Annotated in this window: 27 protein-coding genes and 1 riboswitch; of the genes, 14 read left to right on the forward strand and 13 right to left on the reverse strand. The window is 65.6% G+C overall.

The window, feature by feature from the left end:
* Positions 1-134 precede the first annotated feature (134 nt).
* A riboswitch (glycine riboswitch) is annotated at positions 135-264 on the reverse strand.
* Between the two features lie 164 nt (positions 265-428).
* Positions 429-1,214: a hypothetical protein gene (locus tag V9L21_RS04270; protein WP_337309441.1), complete on the reverse strand. Its 786-nt coding sequence runs from the start codon at positions 1,212-1,214 to the stop codon at positions 429-431.
* 108 nt (positions 1,215-1,322) lie between these two features.
* Between V9L21_RS04270 and V9L21_RS04275 the strand changes: the two genes are divergently transcribed.
* Positions 1,323-1,913: an NADPH-dependent FMN reductase gene (locus V9L21_RS04275; RefSeq protein WP_337309443.1), complete on the forward strand. Its 591-nt coding sequence runs from the start codon at positions 1,323-1,325 to the stop codon at positions 1,911-1,913.
* Between the two features lie 32 nt (positions 1,914-1,945).
* Here V9L21_RS04275 and V9L21_RS04280 read toward each other — a convergent pair whose 3' ends face one another.
* Positions 1,946-2,740 (reverse strand): IclR family transcriptional regulator, encoded by a 795-nt coding sequence (locus tag V9L21_RS04280; protein ID WP_337309446.1) that lies wholly within the window; start codon positions 2,738-2,740, stop codon positions 1,946-1,948.
* Between the two features lie 67 nt (positions 2,741-2,807).
* Here V9L21_RS04280 and V9L21_RS04285 point away from each other — a divergent pair, with 67 nt between their 5' ends.
* Genes V9L21_RS04285 through V9L21_RS04300 form a run of 4 tightly spaced genes read left to right on the forward strand, consistent with a single transcriptional unit; the run spans position 2,808 to position 6,109 of the window.
* Positions 2,808-3,260: a type II 3-dehydroquinate dehydratase gene (locus tag V9L21_RS04285; RefSeq protein WP_157612752.1), complete on the forward strand. Its 453-nt coding sequence runs from the start codon at positions 2,808-2,810 to the stop codon at positions 3,258-3,260.
* Between the two features lie 47 nt (positions 3,261-3,307).
* Complete coding sequence (gene dctP, locus V9L21_RS04290) at positions 3,308-4,297, forward strand: TRAP transporter substrate-binding protein DctP (RefSeq protein WP_337309448.1); 990 nt, start codon at positions 3,308-3,310, stop codon at positions 4,295-4,297.
* Between the two features lie 10 nt (positions 4,298-4,307).
* Positions 4,308-4,811, forward strand: a complete 504-nt coding sequence (locus V9L21_RS04295; RefSeq protein ID WP_337309450.1) for a TRAP transporter small permease — start codon at positions 4,308-4,310, stop codon at positions 4,809-4,811.
* Positions 4,808-6,109 carry a TRAP transporter large permease gene (locus tag V9L21_RS04300; RefSeq protein WP_337309451.1) on the forward strand — a complete coding sequence of 434 codons (1,302 nt, stop codon included), beginning with the start codon at positions 4,808-4,810 and terminating at the stop codon, positions 6,107-6,109. Before V9L21_RS04295 ends, V9L21_RS04300 begins: the two co-directional genes overlap by 4 nt.
* A gap of 366 nt (positions 6,110-6,475) precedes the next feature.
* Here V9L21_RS04300 and V9L21_RS04305 read toward each other — a convergent pair whose 3' ends face one another.
* Positions 6,476-7,486: an alpha/beta fold hydrolase gene (locus V9L21_RS04305; protein WP_337309452.1), complete on the reverse strand. Its 1,011-nt coding sequence runs from the start codon at positions 7,484-7,486 to the stop codon at positions 6,476-6,478.
* 199 nt (positions 7,487-7,685) lie between these two features.
* Between V9L21_RS04305 and V9L21_RS04310 the strand changes: the two genes are divergently transcribed.
* Both V9L21_RS04310 and V9L21_RS04315 read left to right on the forward strand, forming a co-directional pair.
* The gene (locus tag V9L21_RS04310) at positions 7,686-8,048 is read left to right on the forward strand and encodes an Atu4866 domain-containing protein (RefSeq protein WP_337309454.1); all 363 of its coding nucleotides are present in this window, start codon (positions 7,686-7,688) and stop codon (positions 8,046-8,048) included.
* A 143-nt stretch (positions 8,049-8,191) separates the two neighbouring features.
* Positions 8,192-8,944 carry an SDR family oxidoreductase gene (locus V9L21_RS04315; RefSeq protein WP_337309456.1) on the forward strand — a complete coding sequence of 251 codons (753 nt, stop codon included), beginning with the start codon at positions 8,192-8,194 and terminating at the stop codon, positions 8,942-8,944.
* A gap of 28 nt (positions 8,945-8,972) precedes the next feature.
* On the opposite strand, the gene cynS is transcribed toward V9L21_RS04315, so the two are convergent.
* From cynS to V9L21_RS04350, 7 genes are all read right to left on the reverse strand, one after another.
* On the reverse strand, positions 8,973-9,416 hold the full coding sequence (gene cynS, locus V9L21_RS04320; RefSeq protein WP_157612740.1) for a cyanase: 444 nt from the start codon (positions 9,414-9,416) through the stop codon (positions 8,973-8,975).
* A 46-nt stretch (positions 9,417-9,462) separates the two neighbouring features.
* On the reverse strand, positions 9,463-10,290 hold the full coding sequence (locus V9L21_RS04325) for an ABC transporter ATP-binding protein (RefSeq protein ID WP_337309459.1): 828 nt from the start codon (positions 10,288-10,290) through the stop codon (positions 9,463-9,465).
* Positions 10,291-10,312: 22 nt separating this feature from the next.
* The gene (gene ntrB, locus V9L21_RS04330; protein WP_337309461.1) at positions 10,313-11,182 is read right to left on the reverse strand and encodes a nitrate ABC transporter permease; all 870 of its coding nucleotides are present in this window, start codon (positions 11,180-11,182) and stop codon (positions 10,313-10,315) included.
* 3 nt (positions 11,183-11,185) lie between these two features.
* Positions 11,186-12,541: a CmpA/NrtA family ABC transporter substrate-binding protein gene (locus V9L21_RS04335; RefSeq protein ID WP_337309463.1), complete on the reverse strand. Its 1,356-nt coding sequence runs from the start codon at positions 12,539-12,541 to the stop codon at positions 11,186-11,188.
* Positions 12,542-12,689: 148 nt separating this feature from the next.
* Complete coding sequence (locus V9L21_RS04340; RefSeq protein WP_337309465.1) at positions 12,690-13,358, reverse strand: response regulator transcription factor; 669 nt, start codon at positions 13,356-13,358, stop codon at positions 12,690-12,692.
* A 10-nt stretch (positions 13,359-13,368) separates the two neighbouring features.
* Positions 13,369-14,550 carry a sensor histidine kinase gene (locus V9L21_RS04345; RefSeq protein WP_337309466.1) on the reverse strand — a complete coding sequence of 394 codons (1,182 nt, stop codon included), beginning with the start codon at positions 14,548-14,550 and terminating at the stop codon, positions 13,369-13,371.
* Positions 14,551-14,710: 160 nt separating this feature from the next.
* Entirely contained in the window at positions 14,711-15,133 is a 423-nt protein-coding gene (locus tag V9L21_RS04350; protein ID WP_337309468.1) for a nuclear transport factor 2 family protein, read from the reverse strand.
* Positions 15,134-15,230: 97 nt separating this feature from the next.
* Between V9L21_RS04350 and V9L21_RS04355 the strand changes: the two genes are divergently transcribed.
* The 3 genes from V9L21_RS04355 to V9L21_RS04365 all read left to right on the forward strand — a co-directional run bounded on the left by V9L21_RS04355 (position 15,231) and on the right by V9L21_RS04365 (position 18,042).
* Complete coding sequence (locus V9L21_RS04355; RefSeq protein ID WP_337309469.1) at positions 15,231-15,833, forward strand: TetR/AcrR family transcriptional regulator; 603 nt, start codon at positions 15,231-15,233, stop codon at positions 15,831-15,833.
* Between the two features lie 24 nt (positions 15,834-15,857).
* On the forward strand, positions 15,858-16,742 hold the full coding sequence (locus V9L21_RS04360) for a LysR substrate-binding domain-containing protein (protein WP_337309471.1): 885 nt from the start codon (positions 15,858-15,860) through the stop codon (positions 16,740-16,742).
* A gap of 142 nt (positions 16,743-16,884) precedes the next feature.
* Positions 16,885-18,042 (forward strand): alpha-hydroxy acid oxidase, encoded by a 1,158-nt coding sequence (locus tag V9L21_RS04365; protein WP_337309473.1) that lies wholly within the window; start codon positions 16,885-16,887, stop codon positions 18,040-18,042.
* Positions 18,043-18,064: 22 nt separating this feature from the next.
* On the opposite strand, the gene V9L21_RS04370 is transcribed toward V9L21_RS04365, so the two are convergent.
* Positions 18,065-18,949, reverse strand: coding sequence for a LysR family transcriptional regulator (locus V9L21_RS04370; RefSeq protein WP_337309475.1), 885 nt, complete (start codon positions 18,947-18,949; stop codon positions 18,065-18,067).
* 126 nt (positions 18,950-19,075) lie between these two features.
* Here V9L21_RS04370 and V9L21_RS04375 point away from each other — a divergent pair, with 126 nt between their 5' ends.
* Both V9L21_RS04375 and V9L21_RS04380 read left to right on the forward strand, forming a co-directional pair.
* Positions 19,076-19,918: a DMT family transporter gene (locus V9L21_RS04375; protein ID WP_337309476.1), complete on the forward strand. Its 843-nt coding sequence runs from the start codon at positions 19,076-19,078 to the stop codon at positions 19,916-19,918.
* Between the two features lie 184 nt (positions 19,919-20,102).
* Complete coding sequence (locus V9L21_RS04380) at positions 20,103-21,437, forward strand: MFS family transporter (RefSeq protein ID WP_337309478.1); 1,335 nt, start codon at positions 20,103-20,105, stop codon at positions 21,435-21,437.
* 26 nt (positions 21,438-21,463) lie between these two features.
* Here V9L21_RS04380 and V9L21_RS04385 read toward each other — a convergent pair whose 3' ends face one another.
* Positions 21,464-22,027: a putative glycolipid-binding domain-containing protein gene (locus tag V9L21_RS04385; protein ID WP_337309480.1), complete on the reverse strand. Its 564-nt coding sequence runs from the start codon at positions 22,025-22,027 to the stop codon at positions 21,464-21,466.
* Positions 22,028-22,085: 58 nt separating this feature from the next.
* Between V9L21_RS04385 and V9L21_RS04390 the strand changes: the two genes are divergently transcribed.
* Positions 22,086-22,715: a YiiX family permuted papain-like enzyme gene (locus V9L21_RS04390; RefSeq protein WP_337309482.1), complete on the forward strand. Its 630-nt coding sequence runs from the start codon at positions 22,086-22,088 to the stop codon at positions 22,713-22,715.
* Between the two features lie 87 nt (positions 22,716-22,802).
* On the forward strand, positions 22,803-23,426 hold the full coding sequence (locus V9L21_RS04395; protein ID WP_337309484.1) for a hypothetical protein: 624 nt from the start codon (positions 22,803-22,805) through the stop codon (positions 23,424-23,426).
* A gap of 16 nt (positions 23,427-23,442) precedes the next feature.
* Here the strand turns inward: V9L21_RS04395 and V9L21_RS04400 are convergent, their stop codons facing one another.
* Positions 23,443-24,282, reverse strand: a complete 840-nt coding sequence (locus V9L21_RS04400; RefSeq protein WP_258504624.1) for an RNase A-like domain-containing protein — start codon at positions 24,280-24,282, stop codon at positions 23,443-23,445.
* Between the last annotated feature and the right edge of the window lie 45 nt (positions 24,283-24,327).

A 24,327-nucleotide genomic window follows, 5' to 3' on the forward strand; every position in this document is an offset into this window, starting at 1 on the left:
CGGGCAGGCGCCTGCGTGCATGCGCAGGCCTCGGCACACCCGATGAAGAAGGGAACGATGCGCGGTGCGCTCTGGCAAAGGTCATGAAGAAGAAGGCTCCGGAAGCGCGCAAGGCCACCCCGCGCACTGCGCGAGATGCCCCTGCTGTCCTTTGGCCTGAGAGATTCACCATGCACGCTCATCGCGCATGGCTTGCCCCTTCGGCGGCCGCCCTCGGAGTCCTTTTGTTCAGGACGCCGGGCAGCGCTCTCCAGCGTTAGTCGTTCATCCAGTCTGGGGACCTGAGCGTTACGGGCTGTCGCCTTCGGTAATGCACTAACTCGAAGCACCGAGCCGGCATTTCTCCTGGATGTTTTCTTCTAAGCAGAATGCGTGCCACTCGGGCGCGTGCGCACAGGGGCGCATGCGGATTGAAACGCGCCCCGAAGCTACTGCGGTCCGCCGCAGAAGCTCACTCTTTCGGTGGTCTTGGCGGTGAAGTGAAGACGCGTGGTGGTGGTACCGCTGGCGGGTGTGTTGGCGGGCCACTCGCTCTGCAGCCACGTGTATTGCCAGCTGTAGGGTCCGCCTGGCTTGCCGGGTTCTTCGTAGGCGATGCGAAGGCTGCCGTTGCTCTCGTCGTGGCAATGCTTCGAACTCTTGTATTCCTTTTCGCTGAAGCAGGCGCGGATCATCTTCGAGCAAGAGAAAGGAATGCCCTCGTGCACGGCCCGGGTGTCGTCCAGCGGCACGAAGTCGGCCTTGCTGAACGATGCGCCGCCGCCCGAATACATCTCGGACACGGTCTGCAGCACGGCCATGGCCCATTGCCCTTCGGCCAGCGGATAGAGTGCCGGCGCAAGCGAAAGGCGCGTGTCGGACATGCCGCCTGCGGCGTCTTTCTTCATGCCGGCCACATAGGCGCTGAAGTCGTGCAGGCGCTCGATCTGCCAGGTCTTCGCGTCCTTGTCGCGCTTGACGCGGGCCATGGCCAGCGGCTCGGCCGAGAGCACTGCAAAGCTGTTTGCCGCGGCGCCGCGCAGCCGGTACAAGCCCAGCGCATGCGGGTCGCAAGGCTGCGGCAGCAATGCGCACAGGCGGGCGCGCCAGTCCGGATCGACCGACTGCGGCTTCTTGACCGCGTCGAGCACCTGCGCCGAGGGGGCGGCGAACACATGGCCGGCCGATGCGGCAAGCACCATGGCGGCAGTGCAAAAAGCAGGCAGCTTGTTCATGCCGGAATGGTAGCCAGAGGATTCGAAAGATGCTGCTACCAAATGCGCCGACATGCCAATGTTGTAGCCTTCGCCCGTGGCCGCCCGGCCTCGACAACGGAGCGACGAATGGCTGACAAGATCCTGGTGTTCTACGGTTCCTACAGGTCGGACCGCATGGGCATTCGCCTGGCCGACTACCTGGTGGCGGGCCTCGGTGCGCGAGGTGCCGATGCCGAACTGATCGACGCGCAGGCGGTGGGCCTGCCCATGCTCGACCGCATGTACAAGGAGTACCCCAAGGGCACCGCGCCCGCCCCCATGGAAGCACTGGCGCAGAAGATTCGCGGCGCGGACGCCTTCGTCTTCGTGACGGGCGAATACAACTGGGGCCCGCAGCCCGGGCTGAAGAACCTCACCGACCACTTCCTGGAAGAATGGTTCTGGCGGCCCGCTGCCGTTGCCAGCTATTCGGCGGGCCGGTTTTCAGGCGTGCGCTCGGGCACCGTGTGGCATTCGATCCTGTCGGAGATGGGCATGGTCGTCGTCTCGAGCACGCTCGCCGTCGGGCCGATCTCGCAAACGCTCGATGCGGACGGCAAGCCCACGGGCAGTGCGGGCGAATCTCTCCAGCGCTCGTTCGGCCGCTTTGCCGACGACCTGGCGTGGTGGACCGACGCCGCGCGCGAGCAGCGGGCGCGCAAGGCGCCGCCTTACTGAGAAGCCGGGTCTGGCAAGCCGGGTCGCGCCGCTCAGCCCTTGCCCAGCGAAGGGCGGCCGAACAGGCTCGACGCGTTGCTGATCGGCCCGAGCTCGGCCGTTGCGGCCAGCAGCGCGGGCGCCAGCTCATGCATGCGCTCGCTGCCAAGGCGCGTGCGTGGCCCGGCAATGCTGATGACGCCGATCACCTCCTTGCGGCGGAACACGGGCGCGGCCATGGCGGCCATGCCGGGCGCGAAGACCTCGTCGATCATGGCGTAGCCGCGCACCCGCGCCGCATGCAGAAAACCCAGCAGCGCGCGGATGGTGGTCGGTGCCTTCGGCCCGTATTCCGCCGGCGTGCCGAAGCCCTGGCGCGAGACGAGCTCCAGCGCGCGTTCATCGGTCAGCGTCATCAGCCAGGCGTGGCCGGACGACGTGCACGACAGGCGCGCATCCATGCCCATGTCGGGGTCGTAGCGCAGCCCCGCTTGCCGTGTGCCCTGCGACTTGGCCACCCAGGTGAGGCGGTCTTCGTCCACGATCGAAAGGCGCACCAGTTCGCCCGATGCCTGCGCAAGCCGCTCCAGCAGCGGCTCGGCAATGTTCACGATGCCGGCGCCGCTCAGGAAGCCGAGACCCAGCGACACCACCTTGGTCGTCAGCACGTAGTCGCCCTGCTTGCGCGTCTGGCGAACGTAGCCGCAGCGCTGCAGGTCGGCCAGCAAGCGGTGGCAGGCGCCGAGCGGAATGTCGAGCTCCGACGCGAGCAGCGTGAGCGGCAGCCCCTGCGGATGCCGCGCAAGGTGTTCCACCATCGAAAGGCCGCGGTCGAGTGAAATGCTCATATCCTGCATTATGAAAGCTGTTTCCAGTTTGGAAAGTCTTTCGTGGCCGCGCCAAAGAATCGGCCGCATGAGTTCCATCGTCTACATCCTCAACGGCCCCAACCTCAACCTGCTGGGGGTGCGCGAGCCGCACCTGTACGGCAGCACCACGCTGGCGCAGGTGGAACAACTGTGCCGCCGCGTGACCGGCGAGCTGGGCCTGGACTGCGAGTTTCGCCAGACCAACCACGAAGGCGTGATGGTGGACTGGGTGCAAGAGGCGCGCGAGCGCGCCGCGGCCGTCGCCATCAATCCGGCGGGGTTGTCGTTCCGCTCCATTCCGCTGCTCGATGCGCTCAAGACGCTCGACCAGCCCATCGCCGAAGTGCACATCACCAACATCCACCGCCGCGATACGCTCTACCAGCACTCGCTGGTGTCGCTGGCCGCCACGGGCGTGATCTGCGGCTTTGGCCCGTTCGGCTACGAGCTGGCGATCCGGGCGCTGGCGCAGCGCCTGGCGGCTGCGCCGGCGGCCTGAGTTCCCCGAGTTACCGCTTCATCATCACAACACGACAGGAGACCACCATGACCTTTTCCATCGATCGCCGCACGCTGCTGGGCGCAGGGGCCGCGCTGGCCGCGGGCGCCGTCTTGCCGGCCGGCGCCCAGGCGCAGCCTACGCTGCGGTTTGCCGCGGTGTTTTCGGACAAGGACATCCGCGCCGACATGATGAAGATGTTCGCCAAGGACATCGAGGCCGACTACAAGGTCGAGATGTTCCTGAACTCCACGCTGTTCCGCCAGGGCACCGAGCTCATCGCCTTGCAGCGCGACAACCTGGAGATGGGCAACATCGCGCCGCAGGATATTTCCAAGCAGGTGCCGGCCTGGTCGCTGCTCACCTCGGCCTACCTGTTCCGCGACCCCGATCACCTCGGCAAGTTCTTCGCGAGCGACCTGGGCGCGCAGATGAAGAAGATGGTGGAAGACCAGCTGAAGGTGAAGATCCTCGGGCCGACCTTCTTCGGCACGCGCCACGTGGGCCTGAAGACGAAGAAGCGCATCGGCACGCCCGCCGACCTGGCCGGCGTAAAGCTGCGCATGCCGCCCGGCGACACCTGGCAGATGCTGGGCCGCTCGCTCGGCGCCAACCCCACGCCCATGGCCTACGCAGAGACCTACACCGGCTTGCAGACGGGCGCCATCGACGGCCAGGACAACCCGCTGCCCAATGTGCAGAACATGAAGTTCAACGAGGTGATGTCGCAGATCGTGCTGACCTCGCACCTGGTGGCCTTCGACCTGCTCACGGTGAACATGAAGACCTGGCAGGGCATGGCGCCCGCCAAGCAGCGCAGCTTCCAGGCTGCCGCGGACAAGGCCATTGCCTGGAGCACGGCCGAGCACCAGAAGCGCGAGGCCGAGCTGGCCGAGAGCTTCCGCAAGCAGGGCCTTGAGGTGTATGTGCCCAACATCAACGCCTTTCGCGAGTACGCGCAAAAGGCCTACCTGGCCTCGGACGATGCGAAGAACTGGCCGCCCGGCATGCTCGACAAGATCAACGCCATGAAGTAACCCGAAAGCCATGTTCGACCGCGCGCTTTCGTTGCTGCACCGCTTCGCCGAAGCGGTTGCAGCGCTTTTCCTGGGAGTGATCTTCGTCGCGTTCATCGTGCAGATCGCATTGCGCTACCTGTTCAACTGGCCGGTGGGCTGGACCTCCGAGGTTTCGCTGGCGGCGTGGCTGTGGCTGGTGCTCTGGGGCGCGGCCTTCGTGCTGAAGGACTCGGACGAGATCCGCATGGACTTCGTCGCCGCGAATGCCGGCCCGCGCATGCGCCGCATCGTCGGCGCCATTGCGGCGCTGGGCGTGATCGTGCTGTTCGGCATGTCGCTGCCGGCCTCGTACGCCTACGTGAGCTTCATGAAGGTCGAGAAGAGCTCGTATCTCGGCATTCGCATGGACGTGATGTACGCCATCTACCTGGTCTTCGTCGTGGCGGTGATTGCCCGGAGCCTGCGCCAACTCGTTCGCGGGCCCGCGCCGCTGACGGACGAACCACCCTCTTCTTCCTCATCCGCATTGTGAATTTCACCAGTCCTTTTTCGCTGGCGCTCTACGTGATCGTGGCGCTCAGTCTCCTGGGCGTGCCCATCGGCCACGCGATGATCGGCGGCTCCGTTCTCTACCTGTACCTCAAGGGCATGGACATGGGCGCCGCAGCGGAGCAGTTGCTGAACGGCACCTACTCCAGCTTTCTGATGCTGGCGATTCCGCTCTTCATCCTGGCGGCCACCATCATGAGCTCGGGCAGCATCCTGGACCGGCTGCTGCGCTTCTGCAACGCCATCGTGGGCCGCTTTCCGGGCGGGCTGGCGCAGGTGAACGTGCTGCAGAGCATCGTGTTCGCCACCATGTCCGGCTCCGCGCTGGCCGACGCGGCGGGCTCGGGCAAGCTGATGCAGGAGATGATGACCAAGAACGGCAAGTACACGCCGGGCTTTGCCGCCGCGTTGAGCGCGGTGTCGTCCGTGATCGGGCCGATCCTGCCGCCTTCCATTCCCCTGGTGCTGTATGCGCTGGTGTCCGGAACTTCGATCGGCTACCTGTTCATTGCCGGCCTGCTGCCGGGCCTGCTGCTGGGCGTGGTGCAGATGGGCCTCATCTATGTGCTGGCGCGCCGGCGCCGCTTTCCGGTCGAGCCGCGGGTGCCGCTGCGCGAAATGCCCCGCATTACCCGCGAGGCGCTGCCGGCGCTCATGCTGCCCGTCATTCTGCTGGGCTGCCTGTACAGCGGCGTGACCACGCCCACCGAGGCGGCGGGCCTTGCCGCCGCCTACGCGCTGCTCATTTCGGCGGGGCTGTATCGCAGCATGCGCTGGGCCGACCTGTACCAGTCGCTGCTCTCCAGTGCGCGCATGAGCATCTCGATCGGGATGCTCATCGCGGGGGCGATGGTGTTCAACTACGTCATCACCTCCGAGAACATTCCCGCGACGCTCAGCACGGCAATGAAGGGGCTGGATCTTTCCCCGCTCGGCTTTCTGCTGCTGGTCAACGTTCTGCTGCTGGTGATGGGCGCGTTCCTCGAGGGCTCGACGATCATCCTGATCATGCTGCCGGTGCTGCTGCCGACCGCCACCGCACTGGGCATCGACCCCGTGCACTTCGGCGTGATGGCGGTGCTGAACATCATGATCGGGCTGGTGACACCGCCCTATGGCCTGCTGCTGTTCATGATGGCCAAGATCGCGAACGTGTCCCTGATGGTGCTGATCCGCGAGACCTTTCCCTTTCTCATGGTCATGCTGGGCGCGCTGGCACTGGTGACCGTGTGGCCGGACATGGTGCTGCTCCTGCCGAGGCTGGCGGGATATTCGGGTTGAGCGCAACGGGCCAGGCCGCAAGAGCGGCCCTGAGTTCGCGCCCCTCCACCTCATTCAGTTCGAGCGCCAGATTTCTGAACTCGGCCTGGTAGCAGGGCAACATCAGCGCCGCCGTGAGCGCATGAACGTCGTTGCCGCGCTCGATATATGCATTGCACAGCGCAATGCTTCTCAAGATTTGCATTGCGTGCTTGGCTCGGCCGGGAGCGTGGTCATCGCGGGTGGTGGGAGCTTTGCATGCGTCGTCGTGGGTCATCGCCAATCCTTGTGGCGCCTTTGATGGCGCCGGCAAGATGACTCTATTCACCGGAGAGCAAAGCGGGGAGTAACAACATCGTCGTGAATCGGCTCGTTGCCGTGCAATCGTCACGGGGACCCGGCAGGTCCGCCAGCGCGCACCGCACGCACCACCGACAGCACCGCTTCGACCACCGCATCCGGATCTTCGAGCTGGATGTTGTGCCCTGAACTCGGCAGCACCCGGTGGGTGCTTCGGGATGACCAGGTCGCCTGCTCTTCATGCAGCTGCTTCCAGATGGCCTGGACCTGCGTGCCTTGCTCCGGCGTGATCTTCATTCCCCGGAGTTCGGCATCGGTGTAGGGAGCCATTGCCGTGAGCACCACCAGCGGCCGGCTGCCCAGATCCCGAAAGTCCCGGCTCTCGGCGAGCGTGCTGTCCGTCGAATCGCTCTCCGCGAGCTGCGTGGCCAATGACTTGGGCGCGTAGGCCCATACTGCCTGCATGGCCTGTGCATCGCGTGCAGTCCGCTGCGGCGGCCGGGGCAGAAGCACCGGGGCCGCCGCGCGCAGCACACCGGTCCACGCAAGCGCCACACCGACCCGCGACAACATGGACCGCGACTCGGTCATGAAGCCCGCCACCCGTTCGACCTGCTCCGGATGCGAGGGGTCGACGAAGACAAGCCCCGCGACCTCCGGGCCGAACTGCCTCGTAAAGCCCATGGCATAGAGGGCCCCGATGGACTGGCCCACCAGCACGAAGGGACCGCGCTCGCCGGCTTTGGCCAGCGCTGCACGAAGGTCTTGCGCCACCTGCTTGGCGCTGTGGGGGGCGCTCGAAGAATCGCTCCACATCAGGCCCGCGCGGCTGTACGCGCAGGCGCGCGTGTGGGCGGCGATCCTGGGCTGGACGGCGGACCAGCTCAGCGAACCTTCGACGCTCAGCCCCGCCTCGAACACGACGGTGGGAGAGCCCGAGCCCCGGCAATCCAGCTGGATTCTCCGGCCGCCGATGTCGACCATTGTTCCGGACGGAGGAAAGTCCCGTGCGGCCCGGTACTGGCCCAGGCGCTCGTAGACGATGCCCGCCAGCACGAGCAACGCTGCGAATGCGGCGACTCCCAAAGCGATATGCATGGTTCGGCGTCTGGAGGTTTTCAATGGCGGGCCTCAGGGCGCTCTATTCTTCCGCAGAACTTCCGCAGACTTCCGCAGAATTGGGCAAAAAATCGACACGAAGCGGATACCGCTCGCAGGGGTGCTCTTTTCACAATGGACTGGCACGAGAAGCCAAACCGGCTGATCGATCCACCCCATCGAAAGAAAGGCGCACACCATGTCCACCGGCACCACGCACCGCAGCGGCAGCACCCTGGCCGCACTCTCGCTCTCCCTGGCAATGGCTTCGGCGCCATCGCACTCGCAAACCGAACCGGCCCGCGCGCCGACCGATCAGAACCGCTATGTCGGCATGTGGGTCACCAAGGACGGCTACATCCGCCACGAGCTGCTGCCGGGCGGCCGCTACGACGAGGCGCGCGGCAACCGCCGCAGCGCCTACCAGGGCCGCTACACGCTGCGCGGCGATCACATCGACTACGTCGACGACACCGGCTTTACGGCCGACGGCGACTTTCGCGACGGCGTGCTGTACCACGCCGGAATGGTGCTTTACCGCGAAAGTACACCGCGGCGCTGAGCCCGAAGACGCGCGTTTTGCAGGATCAGGCAAGAACGCCGTTCGATTCGTATAACGCCCGAGACACCATCGGCGCGAGACTTGTCACCATGCCGGCGCAGCGTTGCGCCATGGTTCACACAGACCAGCACGAGGAGTTTCTTATGAGCACAATCCAGGAAAAAGTCGTCCTTATCACGGGCGCAAGCGGTGGCATTGGCGCAGCGGCTGCACGGCTGCTGGCACGGCGCGGTGCCAAGGTGGTGCTCGGCGCGCGCCGCACCCACCAGCTGGAGGCACTGGCCGAAGAAATCACGGCGGCCGGCGGAACGGCGAGCTTCCAGCGGCTCGACGTGACCTACCGGCCCGACGTGGAAGCATTTTCCGAGTTCGCACTCGAGCAGCACGATCACATCGACGTGCTGGTGAACGCCGCGGGCGTGATGCCGGTCTCGCCGCTGTGGACGCGCAAGATCGATGAATGGGAACTGATGATCGACGTGAACCTGCGCGGCGTGCTGCTGGGCATTGCGGCGGTGCTGCCGACCATGCAGGAACAAGGCTGGGGCCACATCGTCAACGTGGCGCCGGTGCCCGCGCACGGCGTGTCGCCCAACTCGGCGGTGTATTGCGGCACGCAGTACGCAGTGGACGCCATCTCCGAAGGGCTGCGGCAGGAGCATGCCGGGCGGGTGCGCGTAACGGTGGTGCGCCCAGACGTGAATGAGGCTGACAACACGCTGGCCGACCGCATTGCCGCCTGCAGCACCTTCGAGCGCATGGTCACGCGGCGGCGCATCGCGGTGCCGGTGGACGCCGTGGCCCGCTCTATTGCCGGCGCCATCGAAGGCGGCAGCATCTCGGCGCCCCGGCGCCAGGCGTGGCGGCCGAAGCCGGCCGAGCACGCGGCGTTCTGACGGGCCGCGTGTTCCGAGCGGCCGCGGGTCAGTAGGTCTTGTAGGGCAGGAACTTGCCCGACAGCACCACATTGACGCGGTCGCCCTTCGGATCGGCCTGGCGCTGGATGTCCATGCTGAAGTCGATGGCGCTCATGATGCCGTCGCCGAACTCTTCATGGATCAGTTCCTTGATGGTGGTGCCATACACGCTCACCACCTCGTACCAGCGGTAGATGAGCGGATCGGTCGGCACGGGCGTGGGCAGCGAGCCCTTGTAGGGCACGACCTTGAGCCACTTCTGCTCCTCCACGGTCAGGCCGAAGATCTTGCCGATGATCTTCGCCTGCTTGTCGTCGAGCGTCATCTGCCCCAGGCACGCGGCGGTGGTCCACTCTTTGGAGAGGCCCACCTTCCTGGCCACGTCGGCCCATTGAATGCCTTTGGAGACCTTCACGGTGATGATCTTCTCGGTGACGTCGTTGCGGTTCATGCGGGTTTGCTCCTGATCAAGTTGGATGGAATGAGTGAAGTGAAACTCACGACGCCTTGGCGCGCGTGACGAGAAAGTCGACGATGTGGTTGCGCAGCGCGTAGTAGCCGTCCAGGTGGTGCAGCGAGGCGCGCGTGCGTTCGCGCGGCAGCGGGTTGGCCACGGTCTCGGCGATGTTGCCGGGGCGCCAGCCGCCACCGGGCCGCTCGGAGCCGTTGGTCATCAGCAGGATGCGGTCGGCCAGCAGGATGGCTTCGTCCACGTCGTGCGTGATCATGAAAACGGTTTGCTGCGTCTGGCGCACGATGGCCATCAGCTCGTCCTGGATGGTGCCGCGCGTGAGCGCATCGAGCGCGCCGAAGGGCTCGTCGAGCAGCAGCATCTTGGGCTGGATGGCAAAGGCCCGCGCAATGCCCACGCGCTGCTTCATGCCGCCCGAAAGCTGCGATGGCTTCTTGTCGATGGCGGCTTCCAGGCCGACCATCGCCACGAAGCGCCGCACCTGTACATCGACCTGCGCGGCCGACCAGTCGGGCCAGCGCGAGCTCACGGCAAAGGCGATGTTCTTTCGCACGGTGAGCCACGGCATGAGCGCGTGGCTCTGGAACACTACCCCGCGCTCCAGGCTCGGGCCGGCCACCTCGCGGCCGTCCATGAACACGTGGCCGGCGCTGGCCTGGTCGAGCCCGGCCAGCACATTGAGGATGGTGGTCTTGCCGCAGCCCGAGTGGCCGATGATGCAGACGAACTCGCCCCGGTCGAGCGTGAACGACACGTCGGCGAACACCGGGCGCGCGGGCGCGAATGCCTTGGCCAGGCCCTCGATGCGCAGGAAGCCGCCGGTGGCGGGCAACGGGTTGGAAGCAGCTGTCATGAGGGCGCCCCGGGCTGATCGATCACTCCACATAGGTCACCTTTCGCTGCAGCCCGGCAAAGGCCTGGTCCAGCAGCATGCCGACCACGCCGATCACCAGGATTGCGAAGATCACGTTGGTGAGCGAGAGGTTGTTCCACTCGTTCCACACGAAGTAGCCAATGCCCGTGCCGCCCACCAGCATTTCGGCCGCCACGATGACAAGCCACGCAATGCTCATGCTGATGCGCATGCCCGTGAGAATGGTGGGCGCCGCGGCGGGCAATATCACGCGGAACGCACGGCGCAGCGGCTTCACTTCGAGCGTACTGGCCACGTTGAGCCATTCGCGCTTGACCGATGCCACGCCGAACGCGGTGTTCAGCAGCATCGGCCACACCGAGCAGATGAAGATCACGAAGATGCCGCTGACCGACGAATCCTTGATGGTGTAGAGCGCAAGCGGCATCCACGCGAGCGGCGAGATCGGCTTGAGCACCTGGATGAACGGATCGAAGGCCTTGTGCAGCAGCGGCGACATGCCGATGGCAAAGCCCAGCGGCACCGCCACCACGCAGGCCAGCAGAAAACCCAGGCCCACGCGCCCGAGCGAATACGCCAGCTGGACGGCAATGCCCTTGTCGTTCGGCCCGTTGTCGTAGAAAGGGTTCGACAAGTGCTTCCACGCGGTCGCGGCCATTTCCGCCGGAGCCGGAAAGCCCGAGCTCTTGACCTGGCCGCCCGGGTCCTTGCCGAGCATCTTCTGGTATTCGATCTGCTCGGCAGTCATGCCGGCGGGGGCGCCGTTGCCGGCGGCCGGCATGGTGGCCAGCTGCCACGCGCCCACGAGCAACAGGAACATCAGGAGCGACACCAGCGCCGCCTTGAGCGACAGGTTCTTCTTGCCGTTCATGGCTCAGGCCATCTTGCTGATGGCAAAGCTCTTGACGTAGTCGTCAGGCTTGGCCGGGTCGAACACCTTGCCCATGATGGTGAACTTGGGGTAGGCACCATCGGGCGCGCTCTGGCCGAGCTCCTTCATGCGCTTCTTGGCGTCGGTCAGCAGAAAAACTTTTTCCGCAATCTGCCTGTAGTTGACGTCGCCCTTCACATAGCCCCAGCGCTTCATCTGCGTGAGCATCCACACCGCCATCGACTGCCACGGAATCGGGTCGAAGTCGGCGCGGTCGGGCACGGTGCGGATGTTGCCCAGGCCGTCGGCAAACTTGCCGGTGAGCACCTGGTTGATCACCGTCTCCGGCTGGTTCAGGTACTGCGCGGGCGCAATCACCTTGGCGATGAGTTCGCGGTTCTTCGGGTCGCGCGCCATGGCCGAAGCGGTGAGCACCGATCGCACCAGCGCGGCGAAAGTGTTGGGGTTCTTCTCGATGAACTCCGTCGAGGTGCCGAAGGCGCAGCACGGGTGGCCGTTCCACAGGTCCTTGGTCAGCAAGTGCAGGAAGCCGATTTCCTCGAACACGGCGCGCTGGTTGAAAGGGTCGGGGCCCAGGTAGCCGTCGATGTTGCCGGCGCGCAGGTTGGCCACCATCTCGGGCGGCGGCACCACGCGGATCTGGATGTCGGTGTCGGGGTTCAGGCCCGCCTCGGCCACGTAGTAGCGCAACAGGAAGTTGTGCATGCTGTACTCGAAGGGCACGGCGAACTTCATGCCCTTCCACATCTTCGGGTCGCGCTTGTCCTTGTGCTTGTTGGCCAGCGTGATGGCCTGGCCGTTGGTGTTCTGGATGGTGGCGACATTCATCGCCACCTGGTTGGAGCCCGCACCCATCGAAATGGCCAGCGGCATGGGCGACAGGAAATGCGTGGCGTCGTATTCCTTGCTGAGCATCTTGTCGCGAATGAGCGCCCAGCCGGCCGTCTTGACCACTTCCACGTTGAGCCCCTGCTTCTGATAGAAGCCCAGCGGGTGCGCCATGATGAGCGGCGTGGCGCAGGTGATGGGAATGAAGCCGATCTTGAGGTTGGTCTTCTCGAGCGGCGCCTTGTCCTGCGCCATGGCCTGCAGCGCACCCAATGGCAGCACCGAGGCAATGGCGGCGCGCGCGGTGTTGGCGCCCACGGCCCGCAAGAAGTTGCGGCGCACGCTGTCGACGGGGAATAGCGCCTTCATGAGGCTGGCCTCGAGCTTGTTGTCGGGGCTGACGTCGATCTCCGCCCCGCGGCCATGGTTGCGGCCGCAGGCGCAGCGCATGTTCAGTGGCCGGTCGGCGTCGTAGAGATCGCAGGCGGTCGAATCGGATGGGCTGGACATGGTGGTGCACCTCGGTGAAAAGATGCATGCCACGATGCAAGGCGCGGGCCGGACGCGAGGCCGAAAGGCCTATGAACCGCAGATCGTGCAGTTGTTGTCGAGGCTTTGTAGGGGCAGCACTACACGCCGGTGCCCACCGGCTTCGTTTTCAGGCTGCGGGAGCGGCTTTGCCGTGGCGCTCGGCATACAGCGCAAGCTCCACGTCGTTCTTGGTGCCGGTCTTTTCGAGAATGCGCGCACGGTAAGTGCTCACGGTGTTGGGCGCCAGGCCAAGCTGCGCACCAATTTCGCTCACGCTGCGCCCGGCGCTGAGCAGGCGGTACACCTGGTGCTCGCGGTGCGAGAGTTGTTCCGTGCCGTTGCCCGCGTTGCGGCCCACAGCCGCAGCCAGCGCTTCGGCCGTGGCGGCCGATACATAAAGGCCGCCTGCCGCCACCTTGCGCACCGCACCCACCATGTCGTCGGCGTCCGCGCTCTTGTTCAAGTAGCCCGAAGCGCCCAGCTTGATGCAGCGCACCGCGTACTGCTTTTCGGGGTAGGTGCTGAGCATCAGCACCGGGAGCATGGGCCAGTCCTTGCGCAGGGCCTGCAGCACATCGAGCCCGTCCCGGCCGGGCATCGCAATATCGAGCAGCACCACGTCCAGGCCCTCCGGGCCGCCGAGTTCCTGCACGGCGGCCAGCACTTCGGGGCCTGTCTGCGCCTCGGCGCGCACCGTCATCGAGGGCAGTCCGTTGGAAAGATCGCCGAGCATCTGCTTGAGGCCCTCGCGCACGATGCGGTGGTCGTCGCCGATGAGTACGCGGATGTCGTTCATCTCGTGAAGCCTACACCGGCAACGGCAGATGCAGGCAGAAAGTGCTGCCCTCGCCCACATGGCTTTCGATCTCGATGCGCCCGCCGAAGTGCCGCGCGCGCTCCCGCATGCCGAGCACACCATAGGCGGTGGCCGCCTCGAAAGCCTGCGCCGGCGCGCCGATGCCGTCATCGCGCACGCTGATGCGCAGCTGATGCTGTTGGACATCGATGCGGATGTCGAGGCTGCGCGCCTTCGCATGGCGCCCGACGTTGCTGAGCATTTCCTGGAAGATGCGGAACACCGCCATGGCCGCGGGCTCCGGGAGCTCCACGCCCGCCGGCACGTCGAAGTGCCACTGCAGCGCGAGTTCGGCCGACTGCACGAACTCATGCGCCTGCCATTCGAGCGCGGCCCACAAGCCCTGGTGGTCGAGGATGCTCGGGCGCAGGTCGGTGATGATGCGGCCCACGTTGTCGACTGCGCGCTCGATCAGCTGGCTCATGTTGCCGCACTTGCCGCGCATCTGCTCGCGCATGGCCTGCGCCGCGTCGGGTGCGCGCTCCTGCTGTTCGCCCAGGCGCTTGCCGATCCAGTTGACGTCCATCTTCAGCGCCACCAGAAGGCTGCCGAGTTCGTCGTGCACTTCGCGCGCGATGCGGGTGCGTTCGTCTTCACGCACCTTGTCGAGCCAAGCCGAGAGCTCCCGCAACTGCACCAGCGCATCGCTCAGCTCGCGCGTTCGTTCTTGTACGCGCAGGCCGAGTTCGTCCTTGGCCTGCTGCAGCGCCTCGGCCTGCCGGCGGCGTTCGGTGATGTCGACAAAGGTAATGACGGCGCCGCGCACCTGCGCGCCGTCCATGATGGGGTGGCTCGAATACTCCACCGCAAAGGCGCTGCCGTCGCGGCGCCAGAACACCTCGGTGTCGATGCGGCACGGCAGGCCGCGGCGAAAGGCGTTGAAGATGGGGCAGTCCGTGTCGGCATAGTGCGAGCCGTCCGGATGCGAGTGGTGCGTGAGCTCGTGCATGTTGCTGCCGATCACGTCGCGCGCCTCGTGGCCCAGCATCTGTGCGCCGGCCCGGTTGATGAACATGCAATGGCCGTCCAGGTCGATGCCGAAGATGCCCTCGCCGGTCGACTCGAGCAGCAACCCTAGTTGGTGCTGCCAGAGCGGGTGGCTGGCGGTGGGGTTGAGTACGGGCGTTTCCATGCACCAAAAGCAAGCAACAAACGTTCCTGGTTACTTGCTCCCTCTCCCCTGGGGGAGAGGGTTGGGGTGAGGGTACGTCGGCAGTGGATGAGGCGCGGCGGTGCACAGGCCGACGGCCCTCACCCTAACCCTCTCCCAGAGGTAGAGGGGACAAGACCGGTCAGCGGTCCCAGCGGAACTTGCGCCCGGACTCCTCGATGGGCTGGTCGTTGATGCTCGCGTAGCGCCGCTGCATCAGGCCGTTCTCGGCGAACTCCCAGTTCTCGTTGCCGTGGCTGCGAAACCATTGCCCGGCCGCGTCGTGCCACTCGTACTCGAAGCGCACGGCAATGCGGTTGTCCATGAAGGCCCAGAGCGTCTTCTTCAGGCGGTAGTCGTGCTCGCGCTCCCACTTGCGGGTGAGAAATTGCACCACCTCTTCGCGGCCGTTGACGAAGTCGGCGCGGTTGCGCCATTCGGTGTCGGGTGTGTAGGCCAGGCTCACGCGAACCGGGTCGCGCGTGTTCCATGCGTCTTCGGCGGCCTGCACTTTCCTGGTTGCGGTTTCAAGGGTGAAGGGAGGCAGCGGCGGGCGGGATTCCATGGCGGTCTTTCGTTGAATGAAAAAGGAAGGAAGGGATGGCGAAGGCCCGCAATGTGCCACACGTAGACAGACCTGTCTACATGCCTACAATACGGGCATGGACATCTCCGGACTGCCCGCGCGCGAGCGCATCCTGCACACGGCGCACGACCTCTTCTATGCCGATGGCATCCGCGCCACGGGCATCGACCGCGTCATCGCGGCCTCGGGCGTGACCAAGGTCACCTTCTACCGGCACTTTCCGTCGAAGGACGACCTGGTGCGCGAGTTTCTCGATCACCGCCATGCGCGCTGGATGGCATGGTTCGTCGATGCGCTGGGCCGGCGCGGCGCCCACGAACGCGCCGGTGGAGCGGAGGCCTTGCTGCTGCTGCCCGAGGTCATGGCCGAATGGTTCTCCGACCCGGTCTTCAGGGGCTGCGCGTTCATCAACTCGGTGGCCGAGGTGGGCGGCAGCGTGCAAGGCGCCGCCGAGCGTGCGCGCGAACACAAGCGCGAGATGGTCGAGGTCATCGCGGGCTTGCTGCCTGCCGGCGCTGTTTCGCGCATGGCGCTCGCGCAGGCTGCCGCGCTGGGGGTGGACGGCGCCATCGTCAAGGCGCAGATGGGCGGCCCGGCCCTGGCGCGCGAAGCCGTGGACGATCTGCGCCGGTTGCTCGAGGCGCTGGCTGCCGCCTCGGCACTGCCCGCGAGTCGATAACATCCGTTCCGGACACGCAACAACATGGCTTCGACGCGACTTCCCTCGACGCAGGGCCTGCAGGCCTTCGAGGCCGTGGCACGTCTGCGCAGCGTGAATCTGGCGGCGGAGGAGCTCAGCGTTACCCCCAGCGCGGTGAGCCACCGCATACGGCAGCTCGAATCGCAGCTGGCGCTCAAGTTCTTCAGCGGCAACGACTTCAGCCTGAGCGCCGAAGGCATTGCCTACCTGGCCCGCGTGCGCGAAGCCATTGCGGCGCTGCAGCAGGTGCCCGGGCGCGAGCCCGAATCGCAGGTGCGGCGGCTTCGCGTGGCGGTAACGCCCACCTTCTCGCGCCAGATGCTGCTGCCGCGGCTCGCCCTGTTCCGCGACGCCTACCCGAACATCGAACTCATGCTCCAGGTGACCACGCCGGTGCGCAACATGACGGCGGAAGAGGCCGACATCGAGCTGCGTTTCGGCACCGGGCCTTTTCATGACCGAGAGTTCTTCCAGCTGCTCGCGGACGAGATTTCACCGGTGTGCAGCCCGGCCTACCTGGAGCGCTACGGCCCGTTCGACGGTTTTGCCACCGATGCGGAGGTTGCCCGCGCGCAGTTGCTGCGCACTCCGCTGGAAGCCTGGCGCACCTGGTTCAAGGCCTGCGGCATCGGCCTGCCCGAGCCGGCCGCCGGGCACCAGTTCCACGACCTGGGCCTGGCGCTCGATGCGGCGGCCGAAGACTTCGGCGTGGTGCTCATGCACCTGAAGCTGGGAAGCGCCTGGCTCGAGAGCGGCCGGCTCGTGCGGCTTTCGGATGTGAGCGTTCCCTCGCCGAATGCCTATTTCATCTGCTGGCGGCCGGGCGCCATGGAGCGCTGGGAATGCGCGACCTTCGTCGAATGGCTGCGCGAGGCGCTGCGCAGCTAGCTGAATTCTTTTCAGGCCGGGGCAGGGTAAATTTCAGGTCGGCGGCAGGCGGGTGAATCACACTCGGCGCCGTTGCGGGTCCGTCGAGCCAGACGTGGCCTCGCCTTGCGCAAACGTAGAACACACAACAGGAGACCGCCTCGTGCCCGACCTTTCCAAGATCACCTGCATCGAAGACCTGCGGGTGATCGCCAAGCGGCGCGTGCCGAAGATGTTCTACGACTACGCCGACTCCGGCGCATGGACCGAGAGCACCTACCGCGCCAACGAGAGCGACTTTCAGAAGATCAAGCTGCGCCAACGCGTGGCCGTAAACATGGAAGGCCGCTCCACGCGCTCCACCATGATCGGCCAGGACGTGGCCATGCCGGTGGCCATTGCGCCCACCGGCCTCACCGGCATGCAGCATGCCGACGGCGAAATACTCGGTGCGCGCGCGGCCAAGGCTTTCGGCATTCCGTTCACGCTGTCGACCATGAGCATCTGCTCGCTCGAAGACATTGCGGAAAACACCGGCCGGCATCCGTTCTGGTTTCAGCTTTACGTGATGAAGGACCGCGACTTCATCGAGCGGCTGATCGAGCGCGCGCGCGCGGCGAACGTGTCGGCGCTGCAGCTCACGCTCGACCTGCAGATCCTCGGACAACGCCACAAGGACATCAAGAACGGCCTCTCGACGCCGCCCAAGCCGACGATCGCCAACATGATCAACCTGGCAACCAAGCCGCACTGGTGCCTGGGCATGCTGGGCACCAGGCGCCGCACCTTCGGCAACATCGCGGGCCATGCCAAGGGCGTGAAAGACCTGTCGTCGCTGTCGTCGTGGACGGCCGAGCAATTCGACCCGGCGCTGAGCTGGGCCGATGTGGAATGGATCAAGAAGCGCTGGGGCGGCAAGCTGATTCTGAAAGGCATCATGGACGAGGAAGACGCACGCCTGGCCGCCAACAGCGGCGCCGATGCGCTCATCGTTTCCAACCACGGCGGGCGCCAGCTCGACGGCGCGCCCTCTTCCATCTCGGCGCTGCCCGCCATCGTCGATGCCGTGGGCAGCAACATCGAGGTGTGGATGGACGGCGGCATCCGCAGCGGGCAAGACGTGCTCAAGGCCCGCGCGCTCGGCGCCCGCGGCACGCTGATCGGCCGCAGCTTTCTTTATGGCCTGGGCGCCTACGGCCAAGCCGGCGTAACGCGCGCACTGCAAATCATCCACAAGGAACTCGACATCACCATGGCCTTTTGCGGCCACACCAATATCGAGAACGTGGATTCGGGCATCCTGCTGCCGGGCACCTTCTAAGCCCTCGACTTGCCCCAGACCTTCATGCGAACTCGCCCAAGGTTTGCAGCACGCTCTGGACAGCGTTGTCGCGACTCTTGGTCACGCGAAAGGCAAGGCCCAGCGGGCGACTGAGCATCGGCTTCAGATGCCGAAGCACCAATTCGTCCGCAATGGCGTCCTTGCTGTGCGGCTCAAATGGCAGGATGGCCGCCGCGTGGCCTGCGGCGACCAGGCTCTTGATGGCTTCCGGATAGTTGAGATGCATCCGCGCCTGCGGATTGAGTCCGGCGCGGCCGAACCATGCGGCGATGAGCCCGTACATCTGCGTGCCAGGGTCGAATGAGATCCAAGGTCGTTCCGCCAACCATTGGGGCGTGATCAGCTTCGGGACCTTCCAACTGCGAGGCACGATGGCCACCATCGGGTCATTGCGCCACGCGATCAGCTTCACGCCAGCGCAAGGAGTCTGGGGCATCGCGACGATGCCGATATCGAGGGTTCCGGCTTGCAGCCGCGCAATAGCCTCGACCGAACTCAGGATGCAGACAGTAACGTCGAGACCCGGGCTGCGGTTCGACAGGCGGGCCAACAGTGTCGGCAGCAGATGCGCGCTGACGCCGGCAGATGAGCCGATTCGGACGACGCCTTCGCGCCCCTCCGATTTTCTGCGGACCTGATCGCTCAGTTCCTCCGCACTTGCGAGGAGCTTTCGGCCGCCTTCCACGAGCGCCAACCCGGCGGGGGTCAGGCGAGCTTGGCGCCGCCCTCTTTCGACAAGCACCGCACCGAGCCTCGATTCCAACTCGCGGATGTGCAGGCTGACCGTGGGTGGTGCGAAGTGCAGCGCCTTCGCCGCCGCCGCCAGAGTGCCAAGGTCGGCGATGGCAATGAGCGTTTGAACCTGGTCCAGGTTGAGATTGCGCATTCAGGATTTCTGACTTTAGCGAGCATGAAATTCAACTTTACGGAATGGTACCGAGAAACCACCATTCCTCGCATCGACAAATCAACAGGGAGCGGGAATGAGTTCATCGAATAAGGCGGGTGGCGCATGAGCGACGGTGTATTCCTGGCCATTCTTCTGGCGGCGCTCATGAACGCCATATGGAACAGCGCCATAAAAATCGGCGGCGACAAGGTCGCCGTTATGGCGCTTACTACATTGATCGGGAGCGGAATTTCTCTTGTCGCGCTGCCATTCATTGGTGTTTTTGCATCGACGGACTGGCTTCTGCTCGCTCTCTCGATAGGCATTCACACCGTCTACCACTTTGCTCTTCCTATCGCCTACCAGCACGGCGACTTGGGGCACGTCTACCCCATCGCGCGAGGTGGAGCCCCGTTGCTTGTGACCCTGGCCGCGGCGTCCGTAGTGGGAGAGAAGCCCTCGCCGGGAGAGATTGCCGGCGTCCTGTGTCTCAGCGTCGGTGTGTTGGCGTTCGCCTTTCAGCACCGGGCGCAGGGCGGAGCCCACCGGGGAACGCTCTATGCAATGGCGATCAGCCTGCTGATCGCGTCCTACACCGTCGTCGACGCGCTGGGCGCGCGCAGGTCGGAGTCTGCACTGGGCTTTGCCGTGCTGCTGACCATTGGCGACGGCATTGCGACTGCATTGATCGTCCTGTGGTGGAAAGGACGCGCCGCGTTTCTTGTCGACCGCCGAACGCTCTCGATGAGCGCAATCGCCGGCACCATGCAGATAGGCGCGTACTGGATTGCCGTGTGGGCACTCGCGCAGGCACCCATGGGTACCGTGTCGGCCCTGCGGGAGAGCAGCGTTCTCTTCGTGGCGCTGATATCCACCTATCTCCTGAAAGAAAAACTGGGCAAGCACCGCATCGTTTGCTCTCTGCTCATCTTTGCGGGCATCTTGCTGGTAAAGGTCCGCCTCTAGCTTTGCGGCGCGAACCTCTCCTCGACAGCGGAGCCACAGCATGAGCGGTAGCGAGCCGGTGCCAGGTACCTTCTAAGCCCCCTCGGGCATCAGGCTTGCGGCACTGGCCGACAGCGCATGAATCCGCGCGTTGAGAAAATGTTGCTTCCAACAACATCGCCCCGCACGGGCGGCAAAAACCATCATGAGCGCAGTCACGCCTATCACGGAAGGCCCTTCGGCCTCCGCACCCCCTCCACACCACTACACGGCAGAAGAAAAACACCACCGCGTTTTCTCGATCATGGCGGCCTCGTCGGGCAACCTGGTCGAGTGGTTCGACTTTTACGTGTACGCCTTCTCGGCGCTGTACTTCGCGTCGGCCTTCTTTCCCAAGTCTGACCCGACGGTGCAGCTGCTGAACACCGCAGGCGTGTTCGCGGCCGGCTTCCTGATGCGGCCCATCGGCGGCTGGCTCTTCGGCCGCATTGCCGACAAGATCGGGCGCAAGACCTCGATGCTGATTTCCGTCACGATGATGTGCGGCGGCTCGCTGGTCATCGCTTTCCTGCCGACCTATGCGCAGATCGGCGCGTGGGCGCCCTTCCTGCTGCTGGTGTGCCGGCTGTTCCAGGGCCTTTCGGTGGGCGGCGAATACGGCACCACCGCCACCTACATGAGCGAAGTGGCGCTGCGCGGGCAGCGCGGCTTCTTCTCGTCGTTCCAGTACGTCACGCTGATCGGCGGGCAGCTGCTCGCGGTGCTGGTGATCGTGGTGCTCGAACAGCTGCTCACAGAGGCCGAACTCAAGGCCTGGGGCTGGCGCATTCCGTTCGTGGTGGGCGCGGTGGCCGCCGTGGTGGCGCTGCTGCTGCGCCGCACGCTGCACGAAACCCAGAGCGCCGAGGCCAAGGCCAACAAGGAGGCCGGCAGCATGGCCGGGCTGTTCAAGCACCACACGCCGGCTTTCCTCACGGTGCTGGGCTACACGGCCGGCGGTTCGCTCATCTTCTATACCTTTACCACCTACATGCAGAAGTACCTGGTGAACACGGTGCACCTGCCGATCAAGACCGCGAGCTACGTGATGACCGGCGCGCTCTTCGTCTACATGTGCATGCAGCCGGTGTTCGGCGCGCTGTCGGACCGCATCGGGCGGCGCAACAACATGCTGCTGTTCGGCGGGCTCGGCGCGCTGGCCACGGTGCCGATTCTCACGGCGCTGCAGCACACCACCAACCCGGTGGTGGCCTTCGTGCTGATCATCGTCGCGCTGGCGATCGTGAGCTTCTACACCTCGATCAGCGGCATCGTGAAGGCGGAGATGTTTCCGCCCGAAGTGCGCGCGCTGGGCGTGGGGCTGGCCTATGCAGTTGCCAACGCCATCTTCGGCGGCTCTGCCGAGTACGTGGCGCTGGGCCTCAAGTCGCTGGGGCACGAGTCGGCGTTCTTCTGGTACGTGAGCGCGATGATGGTGATTGCCTTCCTGGTGAGCCTTCGCCTGCCGCGGCAGGCGGCCTACCTGCATCACGACCACTGACCCCGGCCGCTGCGCGCGGGCGAGCGCTACTCTTCGGCGATCCAGAGACCGGGATAGTCGCGCACGAAGCAATCGGAGGTGACGCTCAGCGTTGCCGCGTAGTCGAAGCGCTTCGCGTCGTAGGCGTATTCATCGCTGGCGGTGCGTTCGTAGCGCTGCATCAGCTCGCTCAGCACGCCGCCGCCATCCAGGTCGACCCATGCCGCCGGCGCATCGGCGCCCTCGCCTTTCGCAAGATTGAGCCGGCGCAGCTGCAGCAGGTTGGTGGCGGGCGTGAAGCCCAGGTCCAGGTCCACGCAATGCGAGAGGTCCGGCACCGCCTCGTCGTTGAGCTTCCAGTGCCCGCGCGCATCGCGGGCAATCGACAGGTCGATGGCGTCGGCGCCGAGCCAGCCGCGCACGGTGCCCCATTGCGTGTGCCAGTGCAGGTCGCAGCGCACGCGGTAGTGCAGTTGCGCGATGCGGCGGTCTTCAAGACGGAATACGGCGGCGCCGTCGAGCTGCCATGCGGTGGCATTGCGTTCGAGGCGGCAGGCGTCATGGCCCGGTGCATCGAGCCTGCGCCACAGAATGGAAGCGACGGTTTGCATGCCGCGGATGATGGCGCGTGCGGGCGCAACAGGCAAGCCTTGTCACAATGCCCCGCACATGAACAAGAAGAAGACCCGACTCCCCGCGGCGGCCCTGTTGCTGCTGCCCGCCCTGCTCTGCCTGACTGCCGCGCCGGCCGATGCCGCGCTGAAAGACGGCGACATCGTCTTTCACACCTCGCGCTCCGCCCAGAGCCTGGCCGTGCAGCGCGCCACCGGCTCGCGCTACAGCCACATGGGCATCGTGCTGCTGCGCGGCGGCAAACCCTATGTGTTCGAAGCGGTGTCCACCGTGCGCTACACGCCGCTCGCGCAGTGGACGGCACGCGGCGATGGCGGACACTACGTGGCGAAGCGGCTGCGCAATGCCGGTGCATTGCTGACGCCCGGCGCGGTGGCCCGCCTGCATGCGGGCTCCGCCGACTACGAAGGCCGCCCCTACGACCTGACCTTCGAATGGTCGGACCAGCGCATCTACTGCTCCGAACTCGTGTGGAAGCTCTACCAGCGCGCGCTGGGCGTGCGCATCGGCGAGCTGCAGAAGATCCGCAGCTTCAACCTGGGCGACCCCGCGGTGCGCGCCAAGATGCGCGAGCGCTACGGCGACAAGGTGCCGATGGACGAGCCGGTGATCTCTCCGGTGGCGATGTTCGAATCGCCGCTGCTGGTGACGGTGGAGACGCGCTGAGCGCCGGGCGGCCTCGCCCAAGGCGCCGTTCGCATCGATTCATGGCGAGCTAACATCGTACGCCCGACCATTCAGAGGAGCGCGCAATTGGAACCCTGGTTCGCCCATGCCAAGCCGATCGACTCGCTGGAGCCCGAGATCGCCTTTCATCTGCAGGACGAGTTCAGTCCCGTGTCGGGCGGCCCGGCCGAACCGCTCGCCTTGCCCGGGTTTGCGCGCGCCGAGCGTTTGCTGGCGCGCACCTCCGAGGTGGTGGGGCATGAGTCGGAGCTTGCCGCGTACTACGCGCAGGTGGTTGCGGCGGCCCGGCGCCACGCGCTCAAACCCGACCAGGTACGGCACTACTTCTGGATGGATCTGCGGCTGGACAACGAGGAAGCCGGCGTTGAGCTGTCGTTCCCCTGGTATGACACCTTTGCCACGATGGACCATTTTCTTGCCGCAATAGCCGGCAACGACCAAGGCATGATCTACGACGACCAGGACCAGGGCTGGGCCGTGGAAGTCTGGGCCCGCAATGGCACGCTCTACATCCGCGAAAGCGATCCCGAGGCTGACGATGACCCCGGCCTGGCCGTGACGCTGCCCAGGGCGGGCCTGCAGGCCCGCATCGCACCGCTGCGGGAGCGCACCGTGAAGATCGTGGCCCAGCTTGCAAAGGAGTTTGGCGCCGACGTGTGGACCACCGGCGAGTTGCCTTCGTTTCCTTAGCGCAGGGCCTCGGAGCTCAGATCGGATACGCCGTCAAAATGTAGAACGGCTTGCCGTTGTAGCTTTCCATCTTCAGGATGATCCGCACGCCGGAGAGGTCATTGACGGCCGTGCTGCCAAACTGCACGCCGCGCCCCACCACGTAGCCCAGCACGTGCTCCAGCTCCGGCGATTTGCTGCCCGCTGCCGCACTGCGTGACCAGGCTTGCACCGCGGCTGCATTGGCGCGCAGGGTTTCGGTGATTGCGCGTTCCGCCGTGGCCAGGTCGGCAAAGGTAGATACCGCCTTCGGGCCCGGCCGGGTGGCGGTTCGCACCCTGGCCAGCAGTTGCGCGTCGGTCTGGCCGACGTGCCGCGCCATGGTGTGGCCGCCAAGCCTCGAGCCGGCAGCCGCTTCATGCTCGGCCAGGCGAATGCGGCCGCCGCGCGTCACGGCAATGATGCGGGCGGCTCCGAGCCCCGCGGCCACCACCAGCGGCACCGCCACGTCAACCGCAAGCCCGATACCGTCAGCCGTTTCACGCGAGGCGCCCAGGGCCTCCGCCGCCGAGCTGGCGGTCACTGCGGTGGCGGTGCGCTGCGGGGTGCCTGTCCAGACCTGGCGGCCCGAGGTGGCCAGCGTGTCGAAGCCATGCACGCCCAGCACCACGCAGCCGGCCTTGGTCACCATCGTGGGCTCGGGCGCGAGGCACAGCACGCCGGCACCCACCAGTTCCACAACGCCGCCCACCAGCCCGACCGTACCCCAGAGCCGGTTGCTCAGGCTCGCGGATTCGGGCACGTCCTGTCCGCCCAGAACGCCGGCCATCTGCACCGGCGTCAGCGCAATGGTCATGCCTTCGACTTCGTCACTCATGCCAGATCCCTTTCCTTGCCATGCTTTTCGATGCCATCGGGCGGC

The organism is Variovorax sp. CCNWLW235, from assembly GCF_037204085.1.
In the GTDB taxonomy this organism is placed as follows: domain Bacteria; phylum Pseudomonadota; class Gammaproteobacteria; order Burkholderiales; family Burkholderiaceae_C; genus Variovorax.